The sequence below is a fragment of the Porcipelethomonas ammoniilytica genome (genome assembly GCF_025567485.1).
GTDB lineage: Bacteria > Bacillota > Clostridia > Oscillospirales > Ruminococcaceae > Porcipelethomonas > Porcipelethomonas ammoniilytica.
The window spans coordinates 19,727-44,383 of sequence record NZ_JAOQKH010000007.1 but is presented as its reverse complement, the minus strand read 5'-3'; the positions used below and the strand labels follow the sequence as shown (position 1 = coordinate 44,383).

General features: G+C 36.6%; 25 protein-coding genes. 11 read left to right on the top strand and 14 right to left on the bottom strand.

Features of this window, described 5'->3' with window-relative positions; all coding sequences use genetic code 11:
* The first annotated feature begins 2 nt into the window (after positions 1-2).
* From OCV67_RS07355 to OCV67_RS07320, 8 genes are all read left to right on the top strand, one after another.
* On the top strand, positions 3-944 hold the full coding sequence (locus tag OCV67_RS07355) for a transketolase family protein (protein ID WP_178085045.1): 942 nt from the start codon (positions 3-5) through the stop codon (positions 942-944).
* A 5-nt stretch (positions 945-949) separates the two neighbouring features.
* The gene (locus OCV67_RS07350) at positions 950-2,014 is read left to right on the top strand and encodes a hypothetical protein (RefSeq protein ID WP_147643337.1); all 1,065 of its coding nucleotides are present in this window, start codon (positions 950-952) and stop codon (positions 2,012-2,014) included.
* Positions 2,015-2,105: 91 nt separating this feature from the next.
* Complete coding sequence (locus tag OCV67_RS07345; protein WP_147643336.1) at positions 2,106-3,485, top strand: SPFH domain-containing protein; 1,380 nt, start codon at positions 2,106-2,108, stop codon at positions 3,483-3,485.
* A gap of 28 nt (positions 3,486-3,513) precedes the next feature.
* On the top strand, positions 3,514-4,608 hold the full coding sequence (locus tag OCV67_RS07340) for a hypothetical protein (protein WP_147643335.1): 1,095 nt from the start codon (positions 3,514-3,516) through the stop codon (positions 4,606-4,608).
* Positions 4,609-4,613: 5 nt separating this feature from the next.
* The gene (locus tag OCV67_RS07335) at positions 4,614-5,435 is read left to right on the top strand and encodes a TPM domain-containing protein (protein ID WP_178085044.1); all 822 of its coding nucleotides are present in this window, start codon (positions 4,614-4,616) and stop codon (positions 5,433-5,435) included.
* Positions 5,436-5,573: 138 nt separating this feature from the next.
* Positions 5,574-8,567 carry a rhamnogalacturonan lyase family protein gene (locus OCV67_RS07330; RefSeq protein WP_147643333.1) on the top strand — a complete coding sequence of 998 codons (2,994 nt, stop codon included), beginning with the start codon at positions 5,574-5,576 and terminating at the stop codon, positions 8,565-8,567.
* 221 nt (positions 8,568-8,788) lie between these two features.
* A complete protein-coding gene (locus OCV67_RS07325; protein WP_337405183.1) occupies positions 8,789-10,144 on the top strand; it encodes a citrate/2-methylcitrate synthase in 1,356 nt (451 codons plus the stop codon).
* A gap of 33 nt (positions 10,145-10,177) precedes the next feature.
* Entirely contained in the window at positions 10,178-10,423 is a 246-nt protein-coding gene (locus OCV67_RS07320; RefSeq protein WP_178085043.1) for a GIY-YIG nuclease family protein, read from the top strand.
* Positions 10,424-10,637: 214 nt separating this feature from the next.
* On the opposite strand, the gene OCV67_RS07315 is transcribed toward OCV67_RS07320, so the two are convergent.
* The 3 genes from OCV67_RS07315 to OCV67_RS07305 all read right to left on the bottom strand — a co-directional run bounded on the left by OCV67_RS07315 (position 10,638) and on the right by OCV67_RS07305 (position 12,974).
* A complete protein-coding gene (locus tag OCV67_RS07315) occupies positions 10,638-10,895 on the bottom strand; it encodes an HPr family phosphocarrier protein (protein WP_147643331.1) in 258 nt (85 codons plus the stop codon).
* Between the two features lie 70 nt (positions 10,896-10,965).
* On the bottom strand, positions 10,966-11,613 hold the full coding sequence (locus tag OCV67_RS07310) for a potassium channel family protein (RefSeq protein WP_147643330.1): 648 nt from the start codon (positions 11,611-11,613) through the stop codon (positions 10,966-10,968).
* A 20-nt stretch (positions 11,614-11,633) separates the two neighbouring features.
* A complete protein-coding gene (locus tag OCV67_RS07305) occupies positions 11,634-12,974 on the bottom strand; it encodes a TrkH family potassium uptake protein (protein ID WP_147643329.1) in 1,341 nt (446 codons plus the stop codon).
* Positions 12,975-13,186: 212 nt separating this feature from the next.
* On the opposite strand from OCV67_RS07305, the gene OCV67_RS07300 reads away from it, so the two are divergent.
* Positions 13,187-13,468, top strand: a complete 282-nt coding sequence (locus OCV67_RS07300) for a DUF2325 domain-containing protein (protein ID WP_147643328.1) — start codon at positions 13,187-13,189, stop codon at positions 13,466-13,468.
* A gap of 211 nt (positions 13,469-13,679) precedes the next feature.
* Here the strand turns inward: OCV67_RS07300 and OCV67_RS07295 are convergent, their stop codons facing one another.
* Positions 13,680-15,275, bottom strand: a complete 1,596-nt coding sequence (locus OCV67_RS07295) for a recombinase family protein (RefSeq protein WP_147643327.1) — start codon at positions 15,273-15,275, stop codon at positions 13,680-13,682.
* A gap of 64 nt (positions 15,276-15,339) precedes the next feature.
* Positions 15,340-15,477: a hypothetical protein gene (locus OCV67_RS07290; protein ID WP_178085042.1), complete on the bottom strand. Its 138-nt coding sequence runs from the start codon at positions 15,475-15,477 to the stop codon at positions 15,340-15,342.
* A 285-nt stretch (positions 15,478-15,762) separates the two neighbouring features.
* On the opposite strand from OCV67_RS07290, the gene OCV67_RS07285 reads away from it, so the two are divergent.
* On the top strand, positions 15,763-16,323 hold the full coding sequence (locus OCV67_RS07285; protein WP_147643326.1) for a helix-turn-helix domain-containing protein: 561 nt from the start codon (positions 15,763-15,765) through the stop codon (positions 16,321-16,323).
* A gap of 101 nt (positions 16,324-16,424) precedes the next feature.
* Here OCV67_RS07285 and OCV67_RS07280 read toward each other — a convergent pair whose 3' ends face one another.
* The 6 genes from OCV67_RS07280 to OCV67_RS07255 form a co-directional block, all read right to left on the bottom strand.
* The gene (locus OCV67_RS07280; RefSeq protein ID WP_147643325.1) at positions 16,425-17,354 is read right to left on the bottom strand and encodes a hypothetical protein; all 930 of its coding nucleotides are present in this window, start codon (positions 17,352-17,354) and stop codon (positions 16,425-16,427) included.
* A gap of 39 nt (positions 17,355-17,393) precedes the next feature.
* Positions 17,394-17,981 carry a recombinase family protein gene (locus tag OCV67_RS07275; protein ID WP_147643324.1) on the bottom strand — a complete coding sequence of 196 codons (588 nt, stop codon included), beginning with the start codon at positions 17,979-17,981 and terminating at the stop codon, positions 17,394-17,396.
* A 166-nt stretch (positions 17,982-18,147) separates the two neighbouring features.
* Entirely contained in the window at positions 18,148-19,320 is a 1,173-nt protein-coding gene (locus tag OCV67_RS07270; RefSeq protein ID WP_147643323.1) for a zinc ribbon domain-containing protein, read from the bottom strand.
* Positions 19,321-19,326: 6 nt separating this feature from the next.
* A complete protein-coding gene (locus OCV67_RS07265; RefSeq protein ID WP_147643322.1) occupies positions 19,327-20,559 on the bottom strand; it encodes a hypothetical protein in 1,233 nt (410 codons plus the stop codon).
* A 16-nt stretch (positions 20,560-20,575) separates the two neighbouring features.
* A complete protein-coding gene (locus OCV67_RS07260) occupies positions 20,576-21,244 on the bottom strand; it encodes a hypothetical protein (protein WP_147643321.1) in 669 nt (222 codons plus the stop codon).
* A 35-nt stretch (positions 21,245-21,279) separates the two neighbouring features.
* Positions 21,280-21,468, bottom strand: coding sequence for a helix-turn-helix domain-containing protein (locus OCV67_RS07255; protein WP_147643320.1), 189 nt, complete (start codon positions 21,466-21,468; stop codon positions 21,280-21,282).
* Between the two features lie 146 nt (positions 21,469-21,614).
* Between OCV67_RS07255 and OCV67_RS07250 the strand changes: the two genes are divergently transcribed.
* Entirely contained in the window at positions 21,615-21,920 is a 306-nt protein-coding gene (locus OCV67_RS07250; RefSeq protein ID WP_147643319.1) for a helix-turn-helix domain-containing protein, read from the top strand.
* A gap of 260 nt (positions 21,921-22,180) precedes the next feature.
* Here OCV67_RS07250 and OCV67_RS07245 read toward each other — a convergent pair whose 3' ends face one another.
* The 3 genes from OCV67_RS07245 to sigK form a co-directional block, all read right to left on the bottom strand.
* Positions 22,181-22,879 carry an ATP-binding protein gene (locus OCV67_RS07245; RefSeq protein ID WP_147643318.1) on the bottom strand — a complete coding sequence of 233 codons (699 nt, stop codon included), beginning with the start codon at positions 22,877-22,879 and terminating at the stop codon, positions 22,181-22,183.
* A gap of 4 nt (positions 22,880-22,883) precedes the next feature.
* The gene (locus OCV67_RS07240; protein ID WP_262644411.1) at positions 22,884-23,738 is read right to left on the bottom strand and encodes a phage replisome organizer N-terminal domain-containing protein; all 855 of its coding nucleotides are present in this window, start codon (positions 23,736-23,738) and stop codon (positions 22,884-22,886) included.
* A 265-nt stretch (positions 23,739-24,003) separates the two neighbouring features.
* The gene (gene sigK, locus OCV67_RS07235) at positions 24,004-24,639 is read right to left on the bottom strand and encodes an RNA polymerase sporulation sigma factor SigK (protein ID WP_178085040.1); all 636 of its coding nucleotides are present in this window, start codon (positions 24,637-24,639) and stop codon (positions 24,004-24,006) included.
* Positions 24,640-24,657: the final 18 nt, after the last annotated feature.

Genomic DNA, 24,657 nt, shown 5'->3' with positions numbered 1-24,657 from the left:
ATATGTCAGATATAATAAAAAAGGCGACCAGAGAAAGCTACGGCGAAGCATTAACGGAGCTTGCTGAAAAGTATCCGGAGTTAGTGGTTCTTGACGCAGACCTTGCTGCCGCTACAAAGACAAGTATTTTTAAGAAGGCTTATCCTGAAAGATTTTTTGACTGCGGTATTGCAGAGGCTAATATGATGGGGGTAGCGGCAGGACTTGCCGCATGCGGTAAAATTCCTTTTGCAAGTACCTTTGCAATGTTTGCGGCAGGCAGAGCATATGAAATTGTAAGAAATTCAATCGGTTATCCGGGACTTAACGTTAAAATCGGCGCTACTCATGCGGGTATTTCTGTAGGCGAAGACGGCGCTACTCACCAGTGCAATGAAGATATTGCGCTTATGAGAACAATACCGGGTATGACTGTTATAAATCCGGCGGACGATGTTGAAGCTAAAGCGGCAGTAGAAGCGGCAATACGTCATAATGGGCCTGTATATCTGCGGTTCGGCAGACTTGCAGCTCCGGTTTTTAATGATAAGGAAACATATAAATTTGAAATGGGAAAAGGTATTACTTTAAGAGAAGGCGATGATATTACTATTATTGCTACAGGTCTTATGGTAAGCGAAGCAGTTGCTGCTTCTGATGAACTTAAAAAAGAAGGAATTAATGCGGGAGTAATTAATATTCATACTATTAAACCGCTTGATAAGGAACTTATATGCCGTGCGGCTGAGGACAGCGGTATTCTTATGACAGTTGAAGAACACAGCGTAATAGGCGGACTTGGTTCGGCTGTTGCAGAAGCTGTAACTGAATGCTATCCTGTACCGGTAATTAAAATCGGAGTGAACGACGAGTACGGTCATTCAGGCCCGGCGGCTGATTTGCTGAAGGAATTCGGACTTTGTAAAGATAATATTATTGCTCAGGTTAAAAAAGCGCTTAAATAAAATTTATGGATACAATTGTTGAGAATAATACAAGGAAATTTTATGCAAGTATAGGAAAAATAATTTTAGGGGTACTTGTTACCGCCATATTAGTTGGTCTGATTTTTTGGTTATTTATTGATATATTATCGGATTTTACGAATTTTATTCCTTTTTTTATTTACAGATTGAAAATACCTATATGCTTTTTTACAGGATTTTTGATAGCTGTTATTGTACAAATTTTAAGGTTTACTATTGTTACTGTTTCAGATGAAAAAGTATGTGTGAGGAGACTTTTAAAAAAATATACATTAGAACTTGAAAAATACTATTTTTATGAAAAAACCGAATATAAGAAGCATAGTATTTCAATGCTTGTGTTTACAAAACATAAAAGGTCTCTTATACTGAAGGATACATCAGGAAAAATTATCAAAATAAGGCTTTACAGCTTTACTTCCGGTAGCTTATATGATCTTATTGATGAAATACATAAGCGTGAAACTGAAGCTATCAGTGATGAGAGAAAAGCAGAGGTTATCCGTGACTCATGGGATAATGAAAGGCGTTTTAATGTATCATCGGAAGATATTATACGCAGCGAATGGAAAAAAGTCGGAATTATCATTGTAGTGTGGGTCAGTTTGGCTGTTTGTCTGACGATTTTGCTTATTTTTACCGATAATGATTCTTATAAAACCTTTGAGCTTATTTTTATGGTTATTGTATCATTAATATGTGTTTTGGAAATTCCCTATGAGTTGATAAGGACTGTAAAAAATGTAAAACGCTGTCCTGAATATGTAGAATTTAAAGGAGAGCATTTTATGGTCGGGGAAGATCATTTTATTGTGTCGGACATTAAAAAGCTTACAATGACTTCTGCCGACCGTAAAAGCAGCTCGATTTATCCTGTTCAGCGCTATATTATAGTAACTTGTACTGAAAAGTATAAATATTGGCTTGGTTCTGAAGCGTCTATGTCTGTTAAGGAATATAAAAGACTATGTGCGTTTATTCGTCAGGCTTTTATAAATTATCCGGATAAGCTGGAATTTAAAGGGAAACGTTCTTGGTTAAATACATAAAATTATTAATAGTAAAATTTGTATGCCGTTAATTGGCATACAATTATATTATGTATTAATATAAAATTTTGAATTGAAGGGAGTAATTTTTATGGGACTGATTAAAGCTGCATTCGGAGCAATAGGAGGAACTCTTGCAGATCAGTGGAAGGAATATATTTACTGTGATTCTCTGCCCAATGACGTACTTGTTGTAAAAGGCAGTAAAAGAACAAGCAAGCGTTCTTCAAATACTAAAGGAAGCGAAAATATTATAACCAACGGAAGCGGTATCGTTGTTTCTGACGGTCAATGTATGATCATAGTAGATCAGGGCAGAATTGTTGAGATCTGCGCTGAACCGGGCGAATATACATACGATATGTCAAGCGAGCCGAGTATTTTTTCAGGCGGTCTGGGAACGGGCATTAAGGAAACATTTAAAACCATAGGAAAAAGATTTGCTTACGGCGGTGATACAGGAAACGATCAGAGAGTTTATTATTTTAATACAAAAGAACTGGTTGACAATAAATTTGGCACGCCGAATCCTGTTCCGTTTCGTGTAGTCGATCAGAATATCGGACTTGATATTGATATTTCAATAAGATGCAACGGCGTTTATTCATATAAAATTGCGGATCCCTTGCTTTTTTATACAAATGTATGCGGAAATGTTGACAGAGCATATACTCGCGAAGATATCGACAGACAGCTTAAATCTGAATTTTTAAGCGCATTGCAGCCTGCTTTTGCAAAAATTTCTTCAATGGGAATCCGTTACAGTGCGCTTCCCGGTCATACCATGGAATTTGCTGAAGCTATGAATGAAGCTCTTTCATCCAAATGGAAGGAGCTCAGAGGACTTTCAATTGTTTCAGTAGCAATCAATTCTGTAAGTGCCTCCAAGGAAGACGAGGATATGATCAAGGATATTCAGAGAACTGCCGTTTACCGCAATCCTAATATGGCGGGAGCAGCTATGGTCGGAGCACAGGCGGACGCTATGAAAAAGGCAGCAGGTAATTCAGCCGGAGCTATGACCGGTTTTATGGGTATGAATATGGCAGCTCAGAGTGGAGGACTTAATGCTCAGAATCTGTTTGCTATGGGACAGCAGCAGAATGCACAGCAGTCTGCGTCGGCTAATGGCTGGACATGTGTATGCGGTACGGTAAACACAGGAAAATTCTGTACTGAATGCGGCAAAACAAAGCCTCAGCCCACTGGCAGCTGGACTTGTACATGCGGTACTTTAAATACCGGTAAATTCTGTATTGAGTGCGGCAAGCCGAAGCCGGCAGACGGCTGGACATGCGCATGCGGTGCAGTAAATAAAGGTAAGTTCTGTACTGAATGCGGCAAACCGAAACCGGCGGAAGCTCCGTTATATAAATGCGACAAGTGCGGCTGGGAACCGGAAGACCCTGCTAATCCGCCTAAATTCTGTCCGGAATGTGCTGACCCGTTTGATGAAAATGATATAAAGTAAGAATTACTGTTTTCAGCGAGGTGGAATAATGTCGACTATACTTGAGTATAAATGCCCGTGCTGTGGCGGAGCTGTGAGCTTTGACAGCACTCAGCAGAAAATGGTCTGCCCTTATTGTGACGCTGAATTTGATATTGAAGCGTTGAAAAATTTACAGAATGAGAATGATGATAGTGATAAACAGCCTGAAAGGTATGAATGGGACGTTCAGCCTGGTAATCAATGGGGTGAAGACGAACTTAAAGGAATAAATTTATATACATGCCAATCCTGCGGGGGAGAACTGATTGCAGATGAAAATACAGGCGCTACAAATTGTCCTTACTGCGATAATCCCGTAATATTAAAATCAAGCTTTTCCGGAGATCTGCGTCCTGATTTTGTTATCCCCTTCAAACTTGACAAGAAAGCGGCAAAAGCGGCTATGGAGAATCATCTTAAAGGAAAGCCATTTTTACCTAAAGTTTTTAAGGATCAGAATCACATTGACGAAATTAAGGGCATTTATGTACCTTTCTGGCTCTTTGACTGTGATACATATTCAAAATATACTTTTCGCGGTACTAAAGTGAGACACTGGAGCGACAGCAAATATGACTATACGGAAACTTCACATTTTAACATTTACCGCGAAGGCTGTCTTGCTTTCAGAAATGTACCTGTTGACGGTTCGGAAAAAATGCCTGATGATTTTATGGAATCAATTGAACCTTTTGATTATTCTCATATGGTTGATTTTGAAACTGCTTATCTTGCAGGGTATCTTGCAGATAAATATGACGTTGACCAAAAAAGCAGTATAGGACGTGCCAACAACAGAATTAAACAGAGTACGGAAGAAGCGTTTAAAAGGACTGTTCAGGGATATGCAACGGTGTCGACCACAGGCTCAAATGTGGGATTTTATAAGAGTGCGGCACATTATGCCTTGCTTCCGGTGTGGATTCTTAATACAACATGGAAAAACCAGAAGTTTATGTTTGCAATGAACGGTCAGACGGGTAAATTTGTAGGAGATCTTCCCACAGATAAAGGATTGTTCTGGAAATGTTTTTTTGGGATATTTGCAATTTCCGGCGCTGCAGCGTCACTGCTGACGGTATTATTGACAATAATAAGGTGATTGATATGAAGATATTAAAAAAAGTATTTTTGTCAGGTCTTGCATGTCTGTCTTTAATCGTTCCGTTATCTGCCGGAGCTGAAGGCAAGCTGAATGATGCTGATCTGCCGAGAGTAGTTGATGAAGCGGATTTGCTGTCAGACAGTGAAGAAAAAGAGCTTGCCGGTAAAATTGAAGATTTGACTGATAAATACGATTTTGATATAGTAATAGTTACTGCCGATACTATTAACGGAGAAACGCCTATGGCGTATGCAGACGATTATTATGATTATAACGGTTACGGCGCAGGTGCAGACAATGACGGTATACTTCTGCTTTTGAGTATGGAGGATCGTGATTGGTGGATCTCTACAACCGGATATGGTATTGATGCGTTTACAGATTATGGAATTGATGTTATCGGAGATGAAATTGTACCGGATTTAAGTAACGGTGACTATTATTCTGCGTTTACTGAGTTTATTGATTTGACGGACGATTTTTTGGCGGAGGCTGAAAAAGGTACTCCTTATGATATTGATCATAAATATAAAACCTTTTCTGATTATATTATAGCAGTCGGAATAGGATTATTTATAGGACTGATCATTGCAGTTATTTCTGTTTTGGTTATGAAATCAAAGATGAAAACTGTTGCAATGCAGCATAATGCAAATAATTACGCTGTAAACAATTCATTGAGACTTGATCGTTCCAACGATATTTTTATATATAGAAATGTAACTAAAACCAGAAGACCTGAACCGTCAAGTTCGGGAGGAGGAAGCAGTATTCATACAGGTTCTTCCGGAACGTCACATGGCGGAGGCGGCGGAAAGTTCTGATTAATTTTTGTAAAACGGAGCATATTGCTCCGTTTTTTATTATTATTTGGTTGACTTTAATGTTAAAAAATGATAAAATTATAACAGATATTATTAGTTTTGTTGAAAAAATATGTAAAATGTATATGGAGGGTGAAAATGAGGATGAGAAAAAAAATACTAAGTATCGCTGCGGCTTTATGTATAGCCGGCTGTATGGTCTGCATTCCTGACTATTCAGAAGCGGATGCTGCGTCAGGATATGTTGTAGAAAATCTTGACAGGGGTATTTCTGCGATCAGTACCGGTTCTGGTATGATGGTAAGCTGGCGTTTTCTTGCAGATGATTCTGACAATTCAATATTTAAACTTTACAGGAATAACGCTCTTATTTATACCAGTAATGCGGGAAATGCAACGTGTTATCTGGATAAGGACGGCAAATCCACTGATACATACAAGGTTGAAACTGTTGAAAGCGGAACGATTGTATCATCAGATACATGTGCAATGCAGTCAGGAAGTAATTATCTTGAAGTCAAGCTTGATGTACCCAAGGCTCAGACTTCAGGAATTACATACAGTCCTAACGACTGTACAGTAGGAGACGTTGACGGAGACGGACAGTATGAATTATTTGTTAAATGGGATCCTTCAAATTCAAAAGATAATTCTCAAAAAGGTAAAACGGATAAGGTTTTTATTGATTGTTATAAAATAGACGGTACTAAACTTTGGCGAATTGATCTTGGAGTCAATATCCGTGCAGGAGCGCATTATACACAAATGCTTGTTGCCGATTATGATCTGGACGGTCTTGCTGAAATGGTATGTAAAACTGCTGATGGTACAGTAGATGGTGTTGGTAATGTAATAGGTGACTCTTCAAAGGATTACAGAAATTCAAACGGCTATATTTTGAGCGGTCCGGAATACTATACTTTATTTGAAGGTTCTACAGGCAAAGCGTTAGATACGGTGGATTACAATCCTGGAAGAGGAACTGTATCAAAATGGGGCGATTCATACGGCAACCGTGTTGATAGATTTTTAGGCGCAGTAGCTTATCTGGACGGTGTGAAGCCCAGCGCCGTTACTGTAAGAGGATATTATACAAGAATGACAGCATGCGCTTATGACGTTGTTAACAAAAAGCTTGTACAGAAATGGTATTTTGACACCGGAAATGATAAAACTAAGCCAGGTTACGGAGATGGCAACCATAACTGTATGCCGGCAGATGTAGACAATGACGGTAAGCAGGAAATTGTTTTAGGTGCAACTTGTCTTGATGATGACGGCAGCGTTTTATGGTGTCTTAATACCGGTCACGGAGACGCAATGCATTTAGGCGATCTTCTTCCGGATAGAAAAGGCTTGGAACTATGGATATGCCATGAGGATAAGCCTTATGGAGTTTCTCTTGTCGACGCTTCAAACGGTAAAACCATTTTCCATAAAGATGGAGATGCCGATACAGGAAGATGCTGTGCAGCTAATGTATGGGCAGGAAATGACGGAGCAGAATTCTGGGGACTCGGAAACGATGTATTTGACGGATCAGGAAATACACTTTCATGCAGAAGACCGGCTGTAAATTTTCTCAGCTATTGGGACGGTGATCTTGAACGTGAAATTTTAGACGGATATACTGATAAACCGGCTACAATTTCTAAAATGAAAAACGACGGAACACTTACCACCATTCTTTCTACAGACGGCGCTTATACATGTAATACAACTAAGGGAACTCCGTGTCTATCAGCCGATATTTTCGGAGATTGGCGTGAAGAACTTATTGTAAGAGCAAGCGACAGCAAATCCTTAAGAATTTACTGTACGCCATATGAAACAGATTACCGTATAACGACTCTTATGCATGATCCTCAATATAGAAATCAGGTCGCAGGTCAAAATATATCCTATAATCAGCCGCCTCATACAAGCTTTTATCTTGCTTCAAATTATAAACTGCCTGAAAGACCGAATGTATCTGTACTGGACGATGGAATTGTTATTCCTCCTTCTCCTGTATTTACTCCGGCAGTACTTACAGAGGGTGCGGTATACATGATTCAGAATGAAAACAGCGGCTTGTATATGGAGGTAAAGGACGCAAATGCTGAAAATACCGCAAATGTTCAGCAATGGGGAGCAGAAAGTTCGGCAGCGCATAATACATGGCGAGTATTATCAGCAGGAAATGGTTATTATTACCTTTATTCTCAGCTTGGCGATAAAGTAACTTATTTATTGGATATTGATATGGGAAAATCTGATAATGGCACAAATATTCAGATATACACCGATACAAAGGCCGACGCCCAGCAATTTAAATTTGTAAGGAATGATGACGGTACATATTATATTTTGACAAAGTCTTCCGGAGATAAAAGCTGTGTTGCCGTTTCATCAGCTTCAACTTCCAGCGGAGCCAATATTATTCAGTGGGAATACAAAGCGGGAGATAAGTCTCAGAAATGGATACTTACTCAGGTTGAGGATACAGGCTGTATAATGGATACGAACAGTATTTATATGTTTAAAAACTTAAACAGCGGTTTGTATATGGAAGCGGAAGGAGGCAAGGCTTCTGATAATACTAACGTTCAGCAGTGGGGCGCCGACGGTATAAGCGCACACAATTCATGGACTCTTAAAAGCTTCGGCGGCGGTTATTATTACGTTATATCTCAATTGGCAGACGGAAAAACGTATTATCTAAATATTTCAGGAGGAACGAAAGAAAACGGCGGGAACGCTGAAATACTTACAAACAATAAAACAAGCTCCCATTTGTTTAAATTTGTAAAGAATCCGGACGGCTCTTACTATATACTGACAAGAGCTTCAAAGGATGCCGGCGCCTTGGAAACAGCAGGCGGTTCTAAAGGAAGCGGAGCTAATGTTCAGCAATGGGAAGTAAACGGAGAATCATGTCAGAAGTGGATTGTTGAAGCGTCTGAACCTGTTTATGAAAAGGGCGATATTAATATTAATAAAAAAGTAGATGTATCTGATATTGTCATTATGAATAAATATCTTGTTAAGCTGGAAAAATTCAGTGAACAGCAGTTTTTTCTGGCAGATATTAATGATGACGGAAAGGTAAACGTATTTGATTATATTTTAATAAGAAGAAAAGTAATGTGAAAATTGGAGCAGTCAAATTAAAAAATTTGACTGCTTTTTTGTTATCTTTAAAGAATTGTGATAATTTGATGAAATTGATTGACATATTTCGCTTTTTATGTTACAATATTATTATATTAGTGTTAATGCTTCTTTACTGAAGCATTATTATTTATTTTTTGGTTGGCACTCATATCAAAAGAGTGCTAATTTAATATATTCAACTTAAAGGAGGCATATATATGGGTTATATGGATAAGATTTCCAATTATACTAAAAAGCGAGAGAATTTGTGCATAGAAAACGACAGTATAAGCAAGGATCTTTTTCGTGAATACGGTGTAAATATGGGACTGAGGGATATAAACGGCAATGGGGTTTTAACCGGACTTACAAATATTTCAGAAGTCAGTGCGTTTAAAATAATTGACGGAAAGAAGGTTCCCAGCGACGGTCAGCTTCTTTATCGGGGATATGATGTAAAAGATTTGGTACAGGGAAGCAAGGGAGAAAAGTTTATATTTGAAGAAGCTGCTTACTTATTGCTTTTCGGTAAGCTTCCGTCCAATGATGAATTAAAACAATTTCTTGATATAATTGCAGAATGTATGGAACTGCCGACTAATTTTACCAGGGACGTTATTATGAAAGCGCCTAGCTATGATATTATGAATTCTATGACACGAAGTGTCCTTACGTTGGCTTCTTATGATAAACAGGCTGAAAATCTGGAAATCAGCAATGTGTTAAGACAGAGCATTCAATTGATCAGTGTTTTTCCAATGCTGGCTGTATACGCGTATCATGCTTATAATCATTATGAAAAAAATGAAAGTATGTATATACACAGACCGGAAGCAAATCTTTCAGCGTCTGAGAATTTTCTTCGTATGCTGCGTCCTGATATGAAATATACAAAGCTTGAAGCGCAGGTGCTTGACGTTGCTCTTCTGCTTCATATGGAACATGGAGGCGGAAATAATTCTACATTTACTACCAGAGTGGTAACTTCATCGGGTTCGGACACTTATTCTGCAATAGCGGCGGCGCTTTCTTCTTTGAAGGGGCATAAGCACGGCGGTGCAAATATAATGGTTATGAGAATGATGGACGATATCCGCAATCATGTGTCTGATTATGAAGATGAAGAAGAAATCAGCGCATATCTGGCAAAAATACTTCATAAGGAAGCATTTGACCGGAAAGGCTTGATTTACGGTATGGGACATGCTGTATATTCACTGTCAGATCCCCGAGAGGTCATATTTAAGACGTTTGTAGAAAAGCTTGCCAAGGCAAAGGGAAGAGATAAGGATATGGCGCTTTACAACAATATTGAAAAAATTGCTCCGAAGCTTATTGCTCAGGAGCGTCAGATATTCAAAGGTGTTAGTCCCAATGTAGATTTTTACAGTGGATTTGTTTATAATATGCTTGATATTCCGGTAGAATTATATACTCCGTTGTTTGCAATTGCAAGAATTGCAGGTTGGAGCGCTCATAGAATTGAAGAATTGGTATCGGTTAATAAAATTATCAGACCGTCGTATAAAAGCTTAGTAAAAAAGCAGGATTATGTCGGAAGAGACGACAGATAGCTTGCTGTTTATATAAAAAATATGTATGTTTATATGCTTAGATGTGCAGATAATTCGTTATATACAGGTATTGCTGCTGATATAGTCAAAAGAATAAAACAGCATCTGGGAGTTTTGGCAGGCGGCGCAAAATATACGCACAGTCATCGTGTTATATATATTGAGGCGGTATGGAAGTTTGATTCGGATAAAATTGCAAGAAAACTTGAGTATAGACTTAAACGGCTGAGTCATATTCAGAAAGAGATTCTTTTACAAAATCCTGAGATATTTCTTTAGTATTTTCTGAAATTTTATTTGGTTTACAAATAAGATGCTGTGATACCGGAGAGTATAATAAATATTTTAATTTTTCCAAAGAATATATGAACATAAAAAACAAAATATAAGTGACTATATCAGAAGTATCGCCTGAGAATTTTGATTCTCAGGCGATTTTTATGCATATACATTAGTTAAAATTAAATGACGATTTTTTATTTATAATTTATTATTATAGATTTGATTTAAAAAATTCTTCCATTGCCGAAGCTGCTGATTCTTCATCTTCGCCGGAAACAGTTACAGTAATAGTGTCCCCGCACTTTACTCCAAGTCCCATAAGCGCCATAAGTTTTAATGCATTTACTGATTTTCCGTCTTTTGCAATTGTAATTTCACTATTGAAATTTTTAGCGGTTTTAACAAGAAGACCGGCGGGTCTGGCATGGATTCCTAAATCATCTTTAATTGTATAAGTAAATGTTTTCATGGAAGCTCCTTTCAATATTAGAACATTATAATAAAATTATTCTATCCGATTTTTATGTAAATATTATTTGTTAAATATGAAAACATTTATGCATTGAACTATATAAACCAAGAACAAGAATAGTACTGGATTCAGGCATTGGAGTATCTGCTGAAATATCCGGACACAGCTTTCCGTTTGTGCGGATAGCAAGAATATTTATATTGTATCTGCGGCGTATATCTATTTGACCTACTGTTTTTCCGATCCAGCTTTTGGGAACTGACACTTCAAAAATTGCATAATCCCCGTCGATTTCAACATAGTCAAAGACATGATCTGAGGAATATCTGATCGCCGTCCATGAAGCAAGCTGCTTTTCGGGATAGACTATTTCGTCTGCACCGTTTCTGAGAAGAAATTTTGCATGTACATCTCTTGCCGCTCTGGATACGACCTTTTGTGCTCCAAGTTCTTTAAGGAGCAATGTAGTTTCCAATGAACTCTGGAAATTATCCCCGATGGCTACAATACATACGTCAAAATTTCCTACGCCTACTGTACTGAGAAAATCCTTTTTTGTTGCGTCTCCTATCTGTGCGCTTGTGACGTAAGAAAGAGCGGCTTCAACCCTGTTTTCATTTTTGTCAATAGCCATAACCTGATGGTCAAGTTCATTTAATTTTTGTGCTATATGACGTCCGAATCTACCCAGACCAATAAGTAAAATTGTTTTCATTTGTATTTATCCTTTCTGTCTTATCCGACATTTATCTTTTCAAGCGGAAGCTTTGCCACACTGTTACTCTTAGAGAACAAGGCTGCAAATATAAACGTAAGACCTCCGACTCTTCCTACAAACATTAATATCATAAGTATTATATGAGATGCATTTCCAAGCTCCGGTGTAATTCCTTTTGATAATCCTACTGTTCCTATTGCCGAAGCCGTTTCAAATAAACAATCAAGTACAGGCAGATTTTCAATGTTGCTGATTATGATACCGCCGGTCAGGAAAAGTGAAAGATACATCATGAGAATTGCAGTTGATTTTTTTATTGCATCATCCGGAATGCGTCTGCCGAAAAATCTTGTATCTTCCCGACGCTTGAATACTGATATTGCAGATGAAATAAGAACAGCCAAAGTAGTTGTTTTCATTCCTCCGGCTGTTGAACCCGGCGAACCGCCTGTAAGCATAAGGACAAGCATAATAACAAGAGATCCCTGTTTCATTATGTTAAAATTTACTGTGTTGAATCCGGCGGTTCTGGGTGTGACAGCTTGAAACAATGAATAGAATATGCGTTTTGAAAGCGAAATATTCCATCGGTCGGAAGAAAATTCAAAGAAGAAGAAATAAACAGCAGGGATTAAAATAAGAAGTCCTGAAGTTACTAGTATTACTTTAGTCTGCATACGATATTTTTTTATATGAAATTTATTGCATTTTATATCATCAAGCGTCATAAATCCTATACCGCCGATTATTATAAGAAGCATGATCACAATATTAATTAAAGGGTGACCTGAATAGGAAGTTAGTGAGGAATATTGTTCTTTTACACCCATTAAATCAAATCCGGCGTTACAGAATGCAGAAACAGAGTGAAAAACGGAATACCACAATCCTTTAAAAAATCCAAAATCTTTGCAGAAAACAGGAGCCATAATGACGCATCCGACAAATTCAATAAAAAATGTTATTTTTATTATGAAACCCGTTAGTTTTACAATACCTCCAACCTGAGGTGCAGAAAGGGCTTCCTGCATTGTACTTCTTTGTTTTAAATTTATTTTTTTCCCTGAGAAAAGTGCAATGGATGTAGCAGCCGAAACAACTCCTAATCCTCCTATTTGAATAAGAATCAGTATTACTGCCTGACCAAAGCCTGACCAGTATGTAGCGGTATCGTGAACGATTAGTCCGGTAACGCAGACTGCCGAAACGGAAGTGAACAGCGTATCCATAAATGGTGCCGATACATTTTCCGCTGTTGAAAACGGAAGCATCAAAATAAGACTTCCGGCAAGAATTACTCCTGCAAAACCCAAAATAATCATTTGAAATGTAGATAATTTTTTAAAAAACATTTTCATATAATTTCACCAACTCATAAAATATATAAAAGTTTATATTTACTGAGATATGATCCACTCAGTTCAGCTTTAGATATTATAGCATTAAACTTAAAAAAAGTAAATGCCGACGTGAAAATTTTAAGTAAAAAATAAAAAAAACTTGACTAAATTACCTATATATGTTATACTATATTGGTAAGCAGATGCTAACTTGGGAAAGGAGGTAAAAAATGAGCATAGTAGTAGTAGGTGGAAATGACCGAATGGCTACAAGATATAAAGATATATGTAAATCATTTAAATGTAAAGCCAAGGTTTTTACACAAATGCCGGCAGATTTTGAAAACAAACTGGGAACTCCCGATCTTATGGTGGTTTTTACTAATACCTGTTCTCATAAAATGGTTCAAAGAGTGAATCAAAGATCAGCAAAATATGATATCCCGGTGGCAAGAATACATAGCGCCAGCGTGAGTGCTTTGAAAAATGTACTTAATCAATATTGTATATGAATAAAATTGTCATCAGGTTAGTCTTGTCTAACCTGATGACGGCAAGTATTGCCGTTTTTTCTTGAGTAATTATGTTAAAAAGCAAAAACTTCCGTTAAAAATCTAAACGGAAGTTTTTGCTTTAATTAAATTAGTATGGATTTTTTTCGTACATTTTCCGCAGGGATGACAGCGCCTTTTTTTCAATTCTTGAAACGTAGTATAGGAATTATTATAAACGATCGGCTATTTTTAGTTCCGGAAACTTGAAGTGAATATCAAGTTCTTTATTTTCAGATAATTCGATCTTTTCGATAAGACTGACAAACAGCTCACGGGTATAATCTTCGGAGTCAATAAACTTTTTTACTAACTCTTTGATTTTTTCCTCGTTAATGGATGGACTGTCTTTTTTGTTGTTTTCAAGTTCAGTCAGCTTAGTTCGGGCAGCTGCTTCTTCTTCCTGAAGCTTGGCATAAATTCGCTGGAATGTTTGATTATCAATGTTCCCAGACAGTTTATCATCGTAAGCATTGTCGATCTTCATACGAATAGATTCCATTTTCGTTTTCAGAGCTGTGATGTCTCTGCCTTGCTTGCGCAGTTCCGTTTGAAGCTGCTTCTGCGCTTTTTCGGTAAGTTTTTCCGTATCGAGACAATCCAGATAATTCTTACATATTCTGCGGACTTCACTTACTACTGCGTTAGATACATCCTCGACCCTTACACAATGGCAAGTACACTCATGATACTGCGTAAATCTCTGGTAAGTCCTGCATATGAAATACAGTATAGGTTTTCCGCCGGACAGAGTTCTTTTGATAGTCGCAAGAGGATAACCGCATTCCTTGCAGAAGATAATTCCTTTTAATGGGAAATCATAAGTTCGATGTCTTGTATGTGTTCTGCTCTTTATGAGTTCTCCTACCTTTTGAAAAGTTTCCTTATCAATAATGGCTTCGTGCGTATTTTCTACGACGATCCATTCTTCACGGGGCATTTTTATTAGCTTTTTGGATTTGTAGCTTGCCTTTTTCACTCGTCCTTGCACCATATTCCCTATGTAAACCTCGTTCTGAAGCATTTCGCTGATGCGTTCAGAACTCCATTTACCGGAGAATGGCGCTTTCTTTTTCAATCGTATCTTTGCATACTGCGCCGGTGTAGGAATGTTTTCCTCTGTCAGAGTTACTGCTATCTGACGGCAAGACATTCCGTCAATTGCCAGTTTGAAAATGCGTTTTACAATTTCAGCGGCATACTCATCAATGATAATTGCGTTTTTATTCGTAGGAGATTTTTTATAACCGTACGGAGCTTTTCCGCCGATAAAAAGTCCCTGTTTTTGCTTTTTACGCTTTACGCTTAAAACTTTCTTCGATATGTCTTTTGCATACATATCGTTGAACAGTCCTTTGAAAGGCGTAATATCATCGTTGTAGCTTTCTGAGAACGTATCAATTTCATCAAGCAGGGAAATGTATCGAACATTGTTCTCAGGGAAAAATACTTCAAGAAATCGACCAGTATCAATATAGTTACGGCTTAATCTTGAAAGGTCCTTTGTAATGACCATATTTATTTTCTTTTCGATAATGTCATTTATCATACGTTCAAGATTAGGTCTTTCCGATGTAGTGCCTGAAATACCATCGTCAATGTATGTTTCGCATATTGAAATTTTTTGCTTTTCAGCATAGTCCTGAATCAAAGCTATCTGATTTTTTATACTCTCTGAATCATCTCCTGTCTTATTATCATCTTCTTTTGAAAGACGGGCATAAATTGCGGCTTTGTATTTCTGTGGGTTGTCAATTACAGGATACATAAGAATTCCTCCTTCATCAGCAACCATTCATTTTTTATATTATAAGCCCTTTTGGGTGATGAAGTCAACTGTTTGATGAACATAACTTCTCAACCTCCTTTTTGATAAAAATCCAAAGTGACTTGTTCAGAATGTCAGATACATTCTGACCTTTGTCATCGTAGTGAATATGAACTGTAATAACATTCTCTGTGTCTTTCATAATAAAAGCACCTCGCAATTGTTTTTAATAATACTTATGCCGAAAAACAAATTTCTTTGCTTGTCTGCATTAGTTTATTTAGTGCCTTTAGTTTTGCGTTTTTTCGCAAGGAGAAAGACAGCTTGAAATGTCCTCTTTAGCAATTACCGGTATGCTATTGTCTCAAAAGGAATTAGCTTGTTCCCTCTTGACATTTTTATTATAGCATGGTACAATGTAAACTACAACACCACGTTTTACTACCAAAAAATCAAATTATAGAAAAAAAGTAGCGGAGTCAACAACATGAAATATGACAAAAAAGCAATTGGCAAAAGAATCAAGGAAGAGCGTATAAAGGCAGGCTTTAAAAGTCAAGGTGCCTTTGCCGAACATATGGGATATGCATATGAATCACGACAGACTGTTGCAAATTGGGAAAAAGGAAAGACAATGCCTTGTTTTGAAGATTTTTTCAAAATGTGCGAAATCTTTGACTGTGACTATGGTTACCTGATGTGTGAGTATGATTGTAAACAAAGGAATAGAACTGATGTTCAAGCTGTTATAGGTCTGTCTGAAAACGCAATTAAAGTACTTGAATCTATCAATAAATCACCATACAAGGAAGCACTTGAAAGCCTGAGTGATATAATTGAACATAAAGACTTTTTTAAGCTGTTGCGTTCTGTTCATATACATAAATTCAATTTCAATCGAAAGATGTTCAAACAGTTCAATACAAATATTGACAGCTTTGCAGATTTTTTTAACTGTCTACCTCATGAAGTTTCTGATTATGCAAAAGCTTCTTCCCATTCTTTGATTAAAAATACCATTATGAAAATTGTTGATGATATGAAATGATAAAAAATTTCAACATTAATAGATAGTTTGGCTGTAACCTAAAAATGAAAAGAACCAGAGAGCTTTTATGCTCTCTGGTTCGTCTTTTTTATATTATCAGATTATTTGTTATCGCCAAACGCTTCAAGGGCGTCCAACACCGCATAATATACCATTTCGTCAGGGTGGTATCTATGATTATTCAATATAAAATCACCAGAATGATTAAAATGTTCCAGAATCGCAGCGGCACAGCCTGCACTCCGATTCTGCCCCGATTCACATTGACATATTATTTGCAGTTCTTTCGACTCTGCAAAATATACAAATTCTGCTATTTTTTCGGCTTCGGGAAGTTCTGTTTGAAAATCGTCAAGCGGAATGTAGAGTACACTATCTGCTTTTTCGCTGTAATCAACAAGTTTATAGTTTTTGTCGTTATTATATCTATTGGGGTCATAAAAACTGATGACAGCATTATTTTGTGGTAGACCAATATCCGAATGGTTTTCTATAATTTTTCTGGAGCAGATTTTAACATCCCATTTTTTTATCCCAAGGCTTGAAAAGATAATAATATCGCCATCAATTACTGTTCTATTTTCTTCATTTAATCCAATTAAACAAGCTAATCCTCTTACTTCAACATTTCCTTTAATTGTGACATAACCAGATATTTTTGCTCTTTCAAAAACGGTAGCCTTATCGCTTATTATTGAATTTCCCCCTACGAATGCATTTTCATCTACTGTTCCAAATCTGCATATAACCGCATTTTCACAAATAACAGCATTCCCACAAACATAAGCGTCATCTTTAACAACTGCGCTTTCTATTACAACTGCATTTTCATCGACCCAACACAGTCCATCTTGAGAAAGATTGTTTTCCTCTTCAATCCAGCCACCCAAGTCCCCTATATTAACTTCATCTAACATAGTGGGAGGTTTAAATCCTTTCAATGCCCTAATACGTTTTACTTCATGTTCAGAACTATTGTTTTTTACAATACGAGTTTCACCTGTGAATTCATATTTTGCTGTGTTTTCCATTTTTTACAATCTCCTTTTTAGTTTATACTTAATGTAAGGTTATTTCTCCACAATCTCCAAATACTTATAAATCGTCGGATAGGACAAATCACAAAGCCTTGAAAACTCCTTTTTATTTATCTCACCCTTTTTATATTTCGGATAATGCTTATAAAAGATACTCGGAATGTCCTCGGCTGTTGTAGGCGGTCTGCCGATGGTTTTGCCTTTGGCTTTTGCATTTTCCATACCGCTTTTTACTCTCTGACTAATGATATTGCGTTCCAGTTCGCTGAATACGCCCATCATTTTTAGCATACCCTCGGTCATTGGGTCAAGCTCCTTACTGCAATCCACAACGAAAGTACCAAGTACCAATTTGATGTGCTTATTTTTAGCAAGTTCAATAATATCGCAAAGCTGTTTTGTGCTTCGGGTAATTCTGCTGACCTCTGTTGCAAGAATGGTATCTCCTGACTGAACTATATCAAGCAGTTTTTGCAGTTCTGCCCGATTTGTTTTCATACCGCTTTCGTATTCTAGATAAATCGTAGTATCGGTTGCCCCTTGCTGTTTCAGCTCTCTGACTTGTCTGTTTATGTCCTGCATTTTTTCATTGGTGGAACATCTCGCATAACCGTAAATCATCGAAAACACCTCGCAAAATATAATGTTGTATATATTATAAGATATAAACGAAAAGAAGTCAACTGTTTCTTTTATAATTTCAGCCGTAATTTTTTAAGATTACGGCTGTTTTTACGGTATTAAAAATTATAAACGGAAAGAGATGCTTTCTTTTATTATGATTATGTTATGGCAACCAATTATGACCGCAGGCAGGGCAATTAAATCCTTCTGTTCCAACCCCAGTTGTAAAGAATCCATAACCGCAGTTCGGACACCAGACATTTGGTGTTTCTTCCCCATAAAATGAATCATCAACTATTGTTGCATCATACATATTTATCCAGCCTAATCCAGATTTCAGCTTTCCCCAGATGTATCCGATTGAGGTTTGTCCCGGCTCAATGTATTCCTCAACAATTGTATATCTTGATTTATCCGTAATTTCTCCAACAATATTTGCATTATAGCTCGGCGAATCATAGATACTTAATTTCGGGTTAGTAACCTCAATGACGTACGGTTCAAAATCAGCGGCGGTATCGAATCCCTCATATTCCCACGAATGGTCATGACGTCCATCAAAGGTCATAACCTCAGTAGTCATATATGGACGGGAAGAATTTGTGATTGCAACAGTGATAATATCATCTTCAAATGTAAGATATCCCTGAACATCTCCCGTGTCAAAATATGCAGTATTATTTTCAAGTGCAGCGGGAATATCTTCAATTGAATCTGTCCGATAGTACCACAGCGAAAAGATAATATTATTTCTTTTTACGCTCGAAATTGTCAGCTCTCTGTCGTAGCCAACACTTTCTTTGTGCCAGAATCCGATATAACTGCTTACATCTGCATATGACTCGGCGGTTGTTGTAATTTCCGTAGTTACTGTAGTCGTTGTTTCTGTAGTGGCGGAAGTTGTGGTAGTTTCTGTTGTAGATTCTGTAACCAAAGTAGTTGTAACTTCTGCTTGAGATACCTCACTTTGACTGTCTTTTGTATCTTCCTTACCTAAAAGTAAAAATACCAGTATGCCAATTATTACTACTGCAATTACAGAAATAATAATTATAATCAAATTTTTGTTGGATCTGTTTTGCGGTTCAGATTTTTCAATATTTTCTGTATTATATTCTTCCTGATTATTTTCAGTTTGCGTTATTTTTTCAATAGGCGAACCGCATATAGGACAAACACTTTCCTGCTCGCCGATTTCAGAACCACATACCGGACAAGTATTCACACTGTAATTTTGCCCATCATCAGAAATAGTCTGTTCCTCAATATGACAGCCGCACAAGAAACATTCCGTTGCATTATCATCAAGATTCGTACTGCAATTTGGACATATCATAGCAAATCACTTCCTATTCTTTTTCTTTTTCGGCAGTTCCATACCATGATACATCATAAGACCTACAACAGCAGTCAGAATATAAGACGCTAAAATAAGGAAAAATCCTATTCCGAGAGATGAACTTAACTTTGCACCCTCATCTTGTATAAAAGTCTTGAATGCTCCTCTTAAATCAAAAAATGTAATAAATTCTCCGATAATTCCAAGGGCAGGTGCGCCGACTGCAATATACTTTTTAAACGGTTTCAAAGGTTTTATGTAGTTCATAACAATTATAATTATTGGAACGAGAAACAGAATCAATCCAAAAATAGAACTATTAGAGCCGACTTTGATTTCATTTACACCAAACAGCGTTTCAAATCCGCTTACGCTGATTTTATTTCCCGTAACATCTCCTGCTTTTGCACTGAAACTTGCAAAGGGCAGAAAAGTCATAATAATTGATATGACCGCACAAAAGGACATAATGTTTTTTCTAATAAAATCATTTTTAATTGGAATGTTGTTCAGATTTTCTGTAGAATCTGATTCAGCAGCAGTATTTTTCAGCTTCTCGGCAGTTTTCTTTACTGAAAGTGAAATATTTTCTGTGTTTACTTTTGGAAGGGCAGATAAAGCAGTATTTGGTGTAGATTTTACTGGTTGTTTGACCTTGTTGACTTTTTCTGCAATTTTAGGGTCACGGTAGAATACGTCAACATTTTTTTGGCATTTATCAATAAGCAGTTTCATAAATTCCTGCTTGCCAACAAAATATATTTTATAGACATCAGTTCCAATAAATTCAGTAATCTCCTCAAAAATACCGTTCCATTGCAAATCTCTGATTTGAATTGGGTTTATCCATTCGTCAATAGAACGATTCTGAATGCGAGCGGTATTGAACACATTTCCATTGACTGTGATTCTGGTCGTAAACGGATTTTCATTATAAAGAATAGTAATGATATTGTTTGTGCCGATAAGTTTAGCTGGAGTTTCCGACAAAGCATATTTTACAATTTCAAAAGAAGTATCGTCACTGTCAAAATGAAGCGTAAAATCATTGCTTTCTGTGAATGCCTTTAATTCTTCATAAAGACCGTTCCATTTTACACCTTTTGAACAAAACGGAAAGACCCATTGCTCAATAGGAATATCTTTGATACGAGAAACGTCAAAGGCTTTTCCATTGCAGGATATTTTCAGTATATTTAAATCCATTTTGTAGACCATTTTTACGATAGATTCCATAAAGCACTTCTCCTTATTATTTTCTGTATTCTGCAACTTCAATCCAAGCCTCATTTTCCCATTCAATTGGAGAATTATAATCACTCTCGGCAATTGCAGTTCTTATGGAATCTTGGAAAGCAATATATTCCTCATAGTTCCACTTACTCCAAGGCTTTGAAGTGCTTTCGCTGTATTTACCCACAGTACCGCTCTTTTTGGGAACGCACTCCAATTTCAAGCAATATTTTAGTTTAGGATTATTTGAACCTACAGCCTGCATAATATAACTGTCAACTGGAATATGCAGATAACTTTTCAGAACAGAATCTTCCTCAATTAAGAGGACATATTTCAGCATCATATTCAGCCACTTCTGCGCCTGACCGTATGTAAAATCGCTGATTTCAGAATATGTTTTGATGATTTCTTCGCAGATTCGGTTGTGCTCATTATCGAAAATTTCTTGCTCTTCATTTTCAGAGGAACAAGCATTGACAGCATTACATAAAGCATTATATTCATTGACGAGCATATCACAAATTTTTGCCTTGTACTCTGCTTTGATATTTCCGTCAACTGTTTTAAATTTGATTGTTCTGCATAAATCCATATACGCTTTGTTTGCACATTTGCTTAGAATATCGTTCATATCATCACCCTTTGTAATATTGAAGTACGCATACTTCAAAAATTCAAGTACCATAATTTTCACCTTTCGCTCTTGTCTTATTTCATAGTCTACATAAATTTTTCAGGTCTAACGTTCAGCGCATAGCAAATTGCCCTTAAATCATCCAGGCATAGCGTTTGTTTTCCGTTCAGAATCGCATCAAAATTCTTAGCGGAAATCCCTGCTTTCTTTGCAATGCTGGACTGATTCAGTCCATTTTTCTTAATATACGTACGAACGTTTTCATAAACTCTCATAAGACAAACTCCTTTTCCAGAATTTCTGGATATAATTCCATTTTACCACAGAATATCTGTGAAGTCAAGCAGATTCTACAGATTATCTTGATTTCTTTGTTGACATACCAGAATTCATGGGTTATAATTAGTGTAGAGGTGATTTGATGAAATATGAAATTGGTGCAAGAATCCGTAAGTATCGGGAAATGCGTGGTTTCAGTCAAAAGGAACTAGCACAGAAAATCGGTGTCAGCAACAGCAGAGTTTCCAACTGGGAACAGGGCATTAACCGTCCCGATGCGGATATACTTGCGGATATTTGCAAGGCATTGAATGTATCTCCCAGTGAATTGCTTGACGTCAGATTATCACCGGAGGATTTAAGCGACCAAGAACGAAAGGTAATTATGGCTTATCGCACCAAACCAGACCTCCAGAAAGCTGTAAACATTCTTTTGGGTTTAGAATAATGACTTGTTCTCACCTAAAAATGCTTATACTTTCCCGCGGTTAACAACGGTTGAGAAGCTGAGTTGTTGCTTTTGCTGAATCTATGCATGAATTTTGCCCTTTATTATGTGGAATTTCACTAAACTAAGCCAATTTTTGAAAAAACCTTATATATTATCATAGGGCACGGATAAGTGTGTCCTTTCATATAGAAAAAAGCCATTGACTATTAAAAATCAATGGCTTTTGTAATATTATAAATGGTAGATATATTAATCGCTTACAGCACAGAGGTTTTTCTCTGACTTTCAGCTGTGACAGAAACCAATGTACAAATTTCTCTTAAACGGTCAAAGTTTCTGTCACCTATTTTTTCTTTTAATTCCTTTGGAGGACAGTTTGTTGTAACAAGTATAGGCAGTAATTCATTATATCTGTAATCAATGATTTCAAATAGAACTGATTTTGTCCATTCGCTCGACTTTTCAGCACCCAAATCATCAAGAACCAATAATTGTACTGTTTTGAGATGCTGAATCATTTTATCATAAAACCATGTTTCTTGCGAAGCAATTGACGTTTTTAATTTTTCAAATAGTTCCGTTACTGATATAAAGCAGGCATAGTCTATACAATGGATAAACCAATTGTAATCAAATGACATATTTCTCAGAACATGATCATTAGGCGATTCTAACCGCAAAATTTCATCTTCGCTTATATTGTCAATGATGTTGTTGACAACACTGGAAACCATAAAGGTTTTACCGCTGCCTACACCACCAATTAATAATAGACCGTCAGGCTTCTTTTCTGACAGGTAGTTTTCAGTGAAAGCAATTATTGCATCAAAGGCTTGTTCTTGTCCCTTTTGTGGGTTAACAGAAAGACTATTGAGATAATAATTGAATTGACGTCTTTTTAAACCTGCACAGTACCGATAGTAATCGAAGCATTTTATATAATCCATTTCATTCATATTCTTATACCTCCATTGTTAGATTCTCATATTTTGAACAATCTGAGTAATCCTCTTTTGATTTTTGTTTTCGGTCATCGTAGTTCCCCTCAATAATTTTGAGAGTATTGGCTGGAGCTACAATCCAATCAAAAGTAGAACACCAAGTCCCTTTTCGCCCCGAAAGAAAATCCGAATTGGCAACCTTTTCAAATAACTGCTCAAATGTTATATCTCCTAAAAGTTTATTGACCTCTGTAATAGCTTTTTTGCGTTTTTCCGTAAGCTTAATTACTTTGGGCAGGGATTTACAGATAGAATTAAAAGAGTTTATGATAGACTCATAGTCCAGATTGCTTAATGTTTCATCGGAAATAGAATCTTCTGTTTTACTCTTTTCTGATTCTATATCTTTTTCTTCTTCTGCCGAGTTAATGTTAACTTTACCATTAAGTTTACCGTTAACTTTATCCTCATTTTTACCAACGGCAACAGCTTTTTGCTTTTTACGGTACTCTCGCATATAATTGCGCATATATTCGTTATTTGCTTCGATTTTATCAAGATTTTGGTGCCTTCCCCAGTTAGTGATAGTAATAGCTCCATTTATATACTGTATCATTCCAAATTCTTCAAAGATTTTCAGAGCCTTTATTACTGTTTTTTCATTCCTTCTAAAAATAGTGGAGAGCATTTTTGTAGTGTAGGGGATATTATTCATCATAAAAACGCCTTTGTTATTCTGCTTGCCGGCGAAGCAAAGTAGTTTAAACCAAATGATGATGATTTCATCAGAATTCGACATTGAATCAATGAGAAGCATTTTCTCATCATCAAAAATGTCAGTTGTAATTTTAATCCACTGAACAGCACTTGCCATACTTATACATTCCTTTCTTCTATAGTGCCATTCATTTTTATCCATCGTGATACACATAGCTGCAAGGCGTTTTGTGAAGTTTTTTATGAAACAGTATAATTCCATACTGAACCTTTAAAACTTTCAACAAACCCAATTGTGGTATGTCTGCATTGAAATTATAATGCACAATACGAATAAGTGCTTGTCCTATGCATAAAATAAAAAAATGAATGGTCGCTTTTGTGTTTTTTGCGATTGCCATTCATTTATAATAAGCTATATACTATACATACGAACGGGAAATATTAAGTTTTTGTGCTACTTCTCTTTGAGTAAGAGCATTACAGCCGTATAATCCGTATCGATGCTTTATAATTTCAAATTCCCTATCATCAAGAGTATTTTCAAGAAAGCCGTATAATTGTCCGGATCTGATTGATAAATCTACCTGCTCAACAATGTCTTTTCCGTCACCCATTATATCCATTAATGTTAGAGCATTTCCATCTTTGTCAGTGTCGATCGGATCGTCGATATATATGTCTCCTAAAGTTTTTTTCTGGGAACGAAAGTGCATTAATATTTCATTTTCAATACATCTGCTTGCGTATGTAGCGAATCTGTTACCTTTAAGATAATCAAAAGTTGAAACAGCTTTAATTAATCCTATCGTACCGATAGAAATTAATTCGTCCTGATCTTTTAAATTTGAATAATATTTTTTTATAATATGCGCCACAAGTCTTAAGTTGTGCTCTATAAGTTTGTTTCTGGCAGATTCATCGCCTTCCTGCATTTTTTTGAAACACTCTTCTTCTTCCTGTTTTGACAATGGTTTCGGAAAAACATTTTTGCTGTCAATATGCAGTGCAAAGAAAAAAAGACTGTTTAAAACACTTCCTACAATATTAAGTATCAAATTAATCGCCTCCTTTTA

Excerpts from the sequence above, each read along its gene's own strand:
- OCV67_RS07355 (WP_178085045.1), top strand. The coding sequence starts at position 3 with ATGTCAGATATAATAAAAAAGGCGACCAGAGAAAGCTACGGCGAAGCA.
- OCV67_RS07350 (WP_147643337.1), top strand. The coding sequence starts at position 950 with ATGGATACAATTGTTGAGAATAATACAAGGAAATTTTATGCAAGTATA.
- OCV67_RS07345 (WP_147643336.1), top strand. The coding sequence starts at position 2,106 with ATGGGACTGATTAAAGCTGCATTCGGAGCAATAGGAGGAACTCTTGCA.
- OCV67_RS07340 (WP_147643335.1), top strand. The coding sequence starts at position 3,514 with ATGTCGACTATACTTGAGTATAAATGCCCGTGCTGTGGCGGAGCTGTG.
- OCV67_RS07335 (WP_178085044.1), top strand. The coding sequence starts at position 4,614 with ATGAAGATATTAAAAAAAGTATTTTTGTCAGGTCTTGCATGTCTGTCT.
- OCV67_RS07330 (WP_147643333.1), top strand. The coding sequence starts at position 5,574 with ATGAGGATGAGAAAAAAAATACTAAGTATCGCTGCGGCTTTATGTATA.
- OCV67_RS07325 (WP_337405183.1), top strand. The coding sequence starts at position 8,789 with ATGGGTTATATGGATAAGATTTCCAATTATACTAAAAAGCGAGAGAAT.
- OCV67_RS07320 (WP_178085043.1), top strand. The coding sequence starts at position 10,178 with ATGCTTAGATGTGCAGATAATTCGTTATATACAGGTATTGCTGCTGAT.
- OCV67_RS07315 (WP_147643331.1), bottom strand. The coding sequence starts at position 10,895 with ATGAAAACATTTACTTATACAATTAAAGATGATTTAGGAATCCATGCC.
- OCV67_RS07310 (WP_147643330.1), bottom strand. The coding sequence starts at position 11,613 with ATGAAAACAATTTTACTTATTGGTCTGGGTAGATTCGGACGTCATATA.
- OCV67_RS07305 (WP_147643329.1), bottom strand. The coding sequence starts at position 12,974 with ATGAAAATGTTTTTTAAAAAATTATCTACATTTCAAATGATTATTTTG.
- OCV67_RS07300 (WP_147643328.1), top strand. The coding sequence starts at position 13,187 with ATGAGCATAGTAGTAGTAGGTGGAAATGACCGAATGGCTACAAGATAT.
- OCV67_RS07295 (WP_147643327.1), bottom strand. The coding sequence starts at position 15,275 with ATGTATCCTGTAATTGACAACCCACAGAAATACAAAGCCGCAATTTAT.
- OCV67_RS07290 (WP_178085042.1), bottom strand. The coding sequence starts at position 15,477 with ATGAAAGACACAGAGAATGTTATTACAGTTCATATTCACTACGATGAC.
- OCV67_RS07285 (WP_147643326.1), top strand. The coding sequence starts at position 15,763 with ATGAAATATGACAAAAAAGCAATTGGCAAAAGAATCAAGGAAGAGCGT.
- OCV67_RS07280 (WP_147643325.1), bottom strand. The coding sequence starts at position 17,354 with ATGGAAAACACAGCAAAATATGAATTCACAGGTGAAACTCGTATTGTA.
- OCV67_RS07275 (WP_147643324.1), bottom strand. The coding sequence starts at position 17,981 with ATGATTTACGGTTATGCGAGATGTTCCACCAATGAAAAAATGCAGGAC.
- OCV67_RS07270 (WP_147643323.1), bottom strand. The coding sequence starts at position 19,320 with ATGATATGTCCAAATTGCAGTACGAATCTTGATGATAATGCAACGGAA.
- OCV67_RS07265 (WP_147643322.1), bottom strand. The coding sequence starts at position 20,559 with ATGGAATCTATCGTAAAAATGGTCTACAAAATGGATTTAAATATACTG.
- OCV67_RS07260 (WP_147643321.1), bottom strand. The coding sequence starts at position 21,244 with ATGGTACTTGAATTTTTGAAGTATGCGTACTTCAATATTACAAAGGGT.
- OCV67_RS07255 (WP_147643320.1), bottom strand. The coding sequence starts at position 21,468 with ATGAGAGTTTATGAAAACGTTCGTACGTATATTAAGAAAAATGGACTG.
- OCV67_RS07250 (WP_147643319.1), top strand. The coding sequence starts at position 21,615 with ATGAAATATGAAATTGGTGCAAGAATCCGTAAGTATCGGGAAATGCGT.
- OCV67_RS07245 (WP_147643318.1), bottom strand. The coding sequence starts at position 22,879 with ATGAATGAAATGGATTATATAAAATGCTTCGATTACTATCGGTACTGT.
- OCV67_RS07240 (WP_262644411.1), bottom strand. The coding sequence starts at position 23,738 with ATGGCAAGTGCTGTTCAGTGGATTAAAATTACAACTGACATTTTTGAT.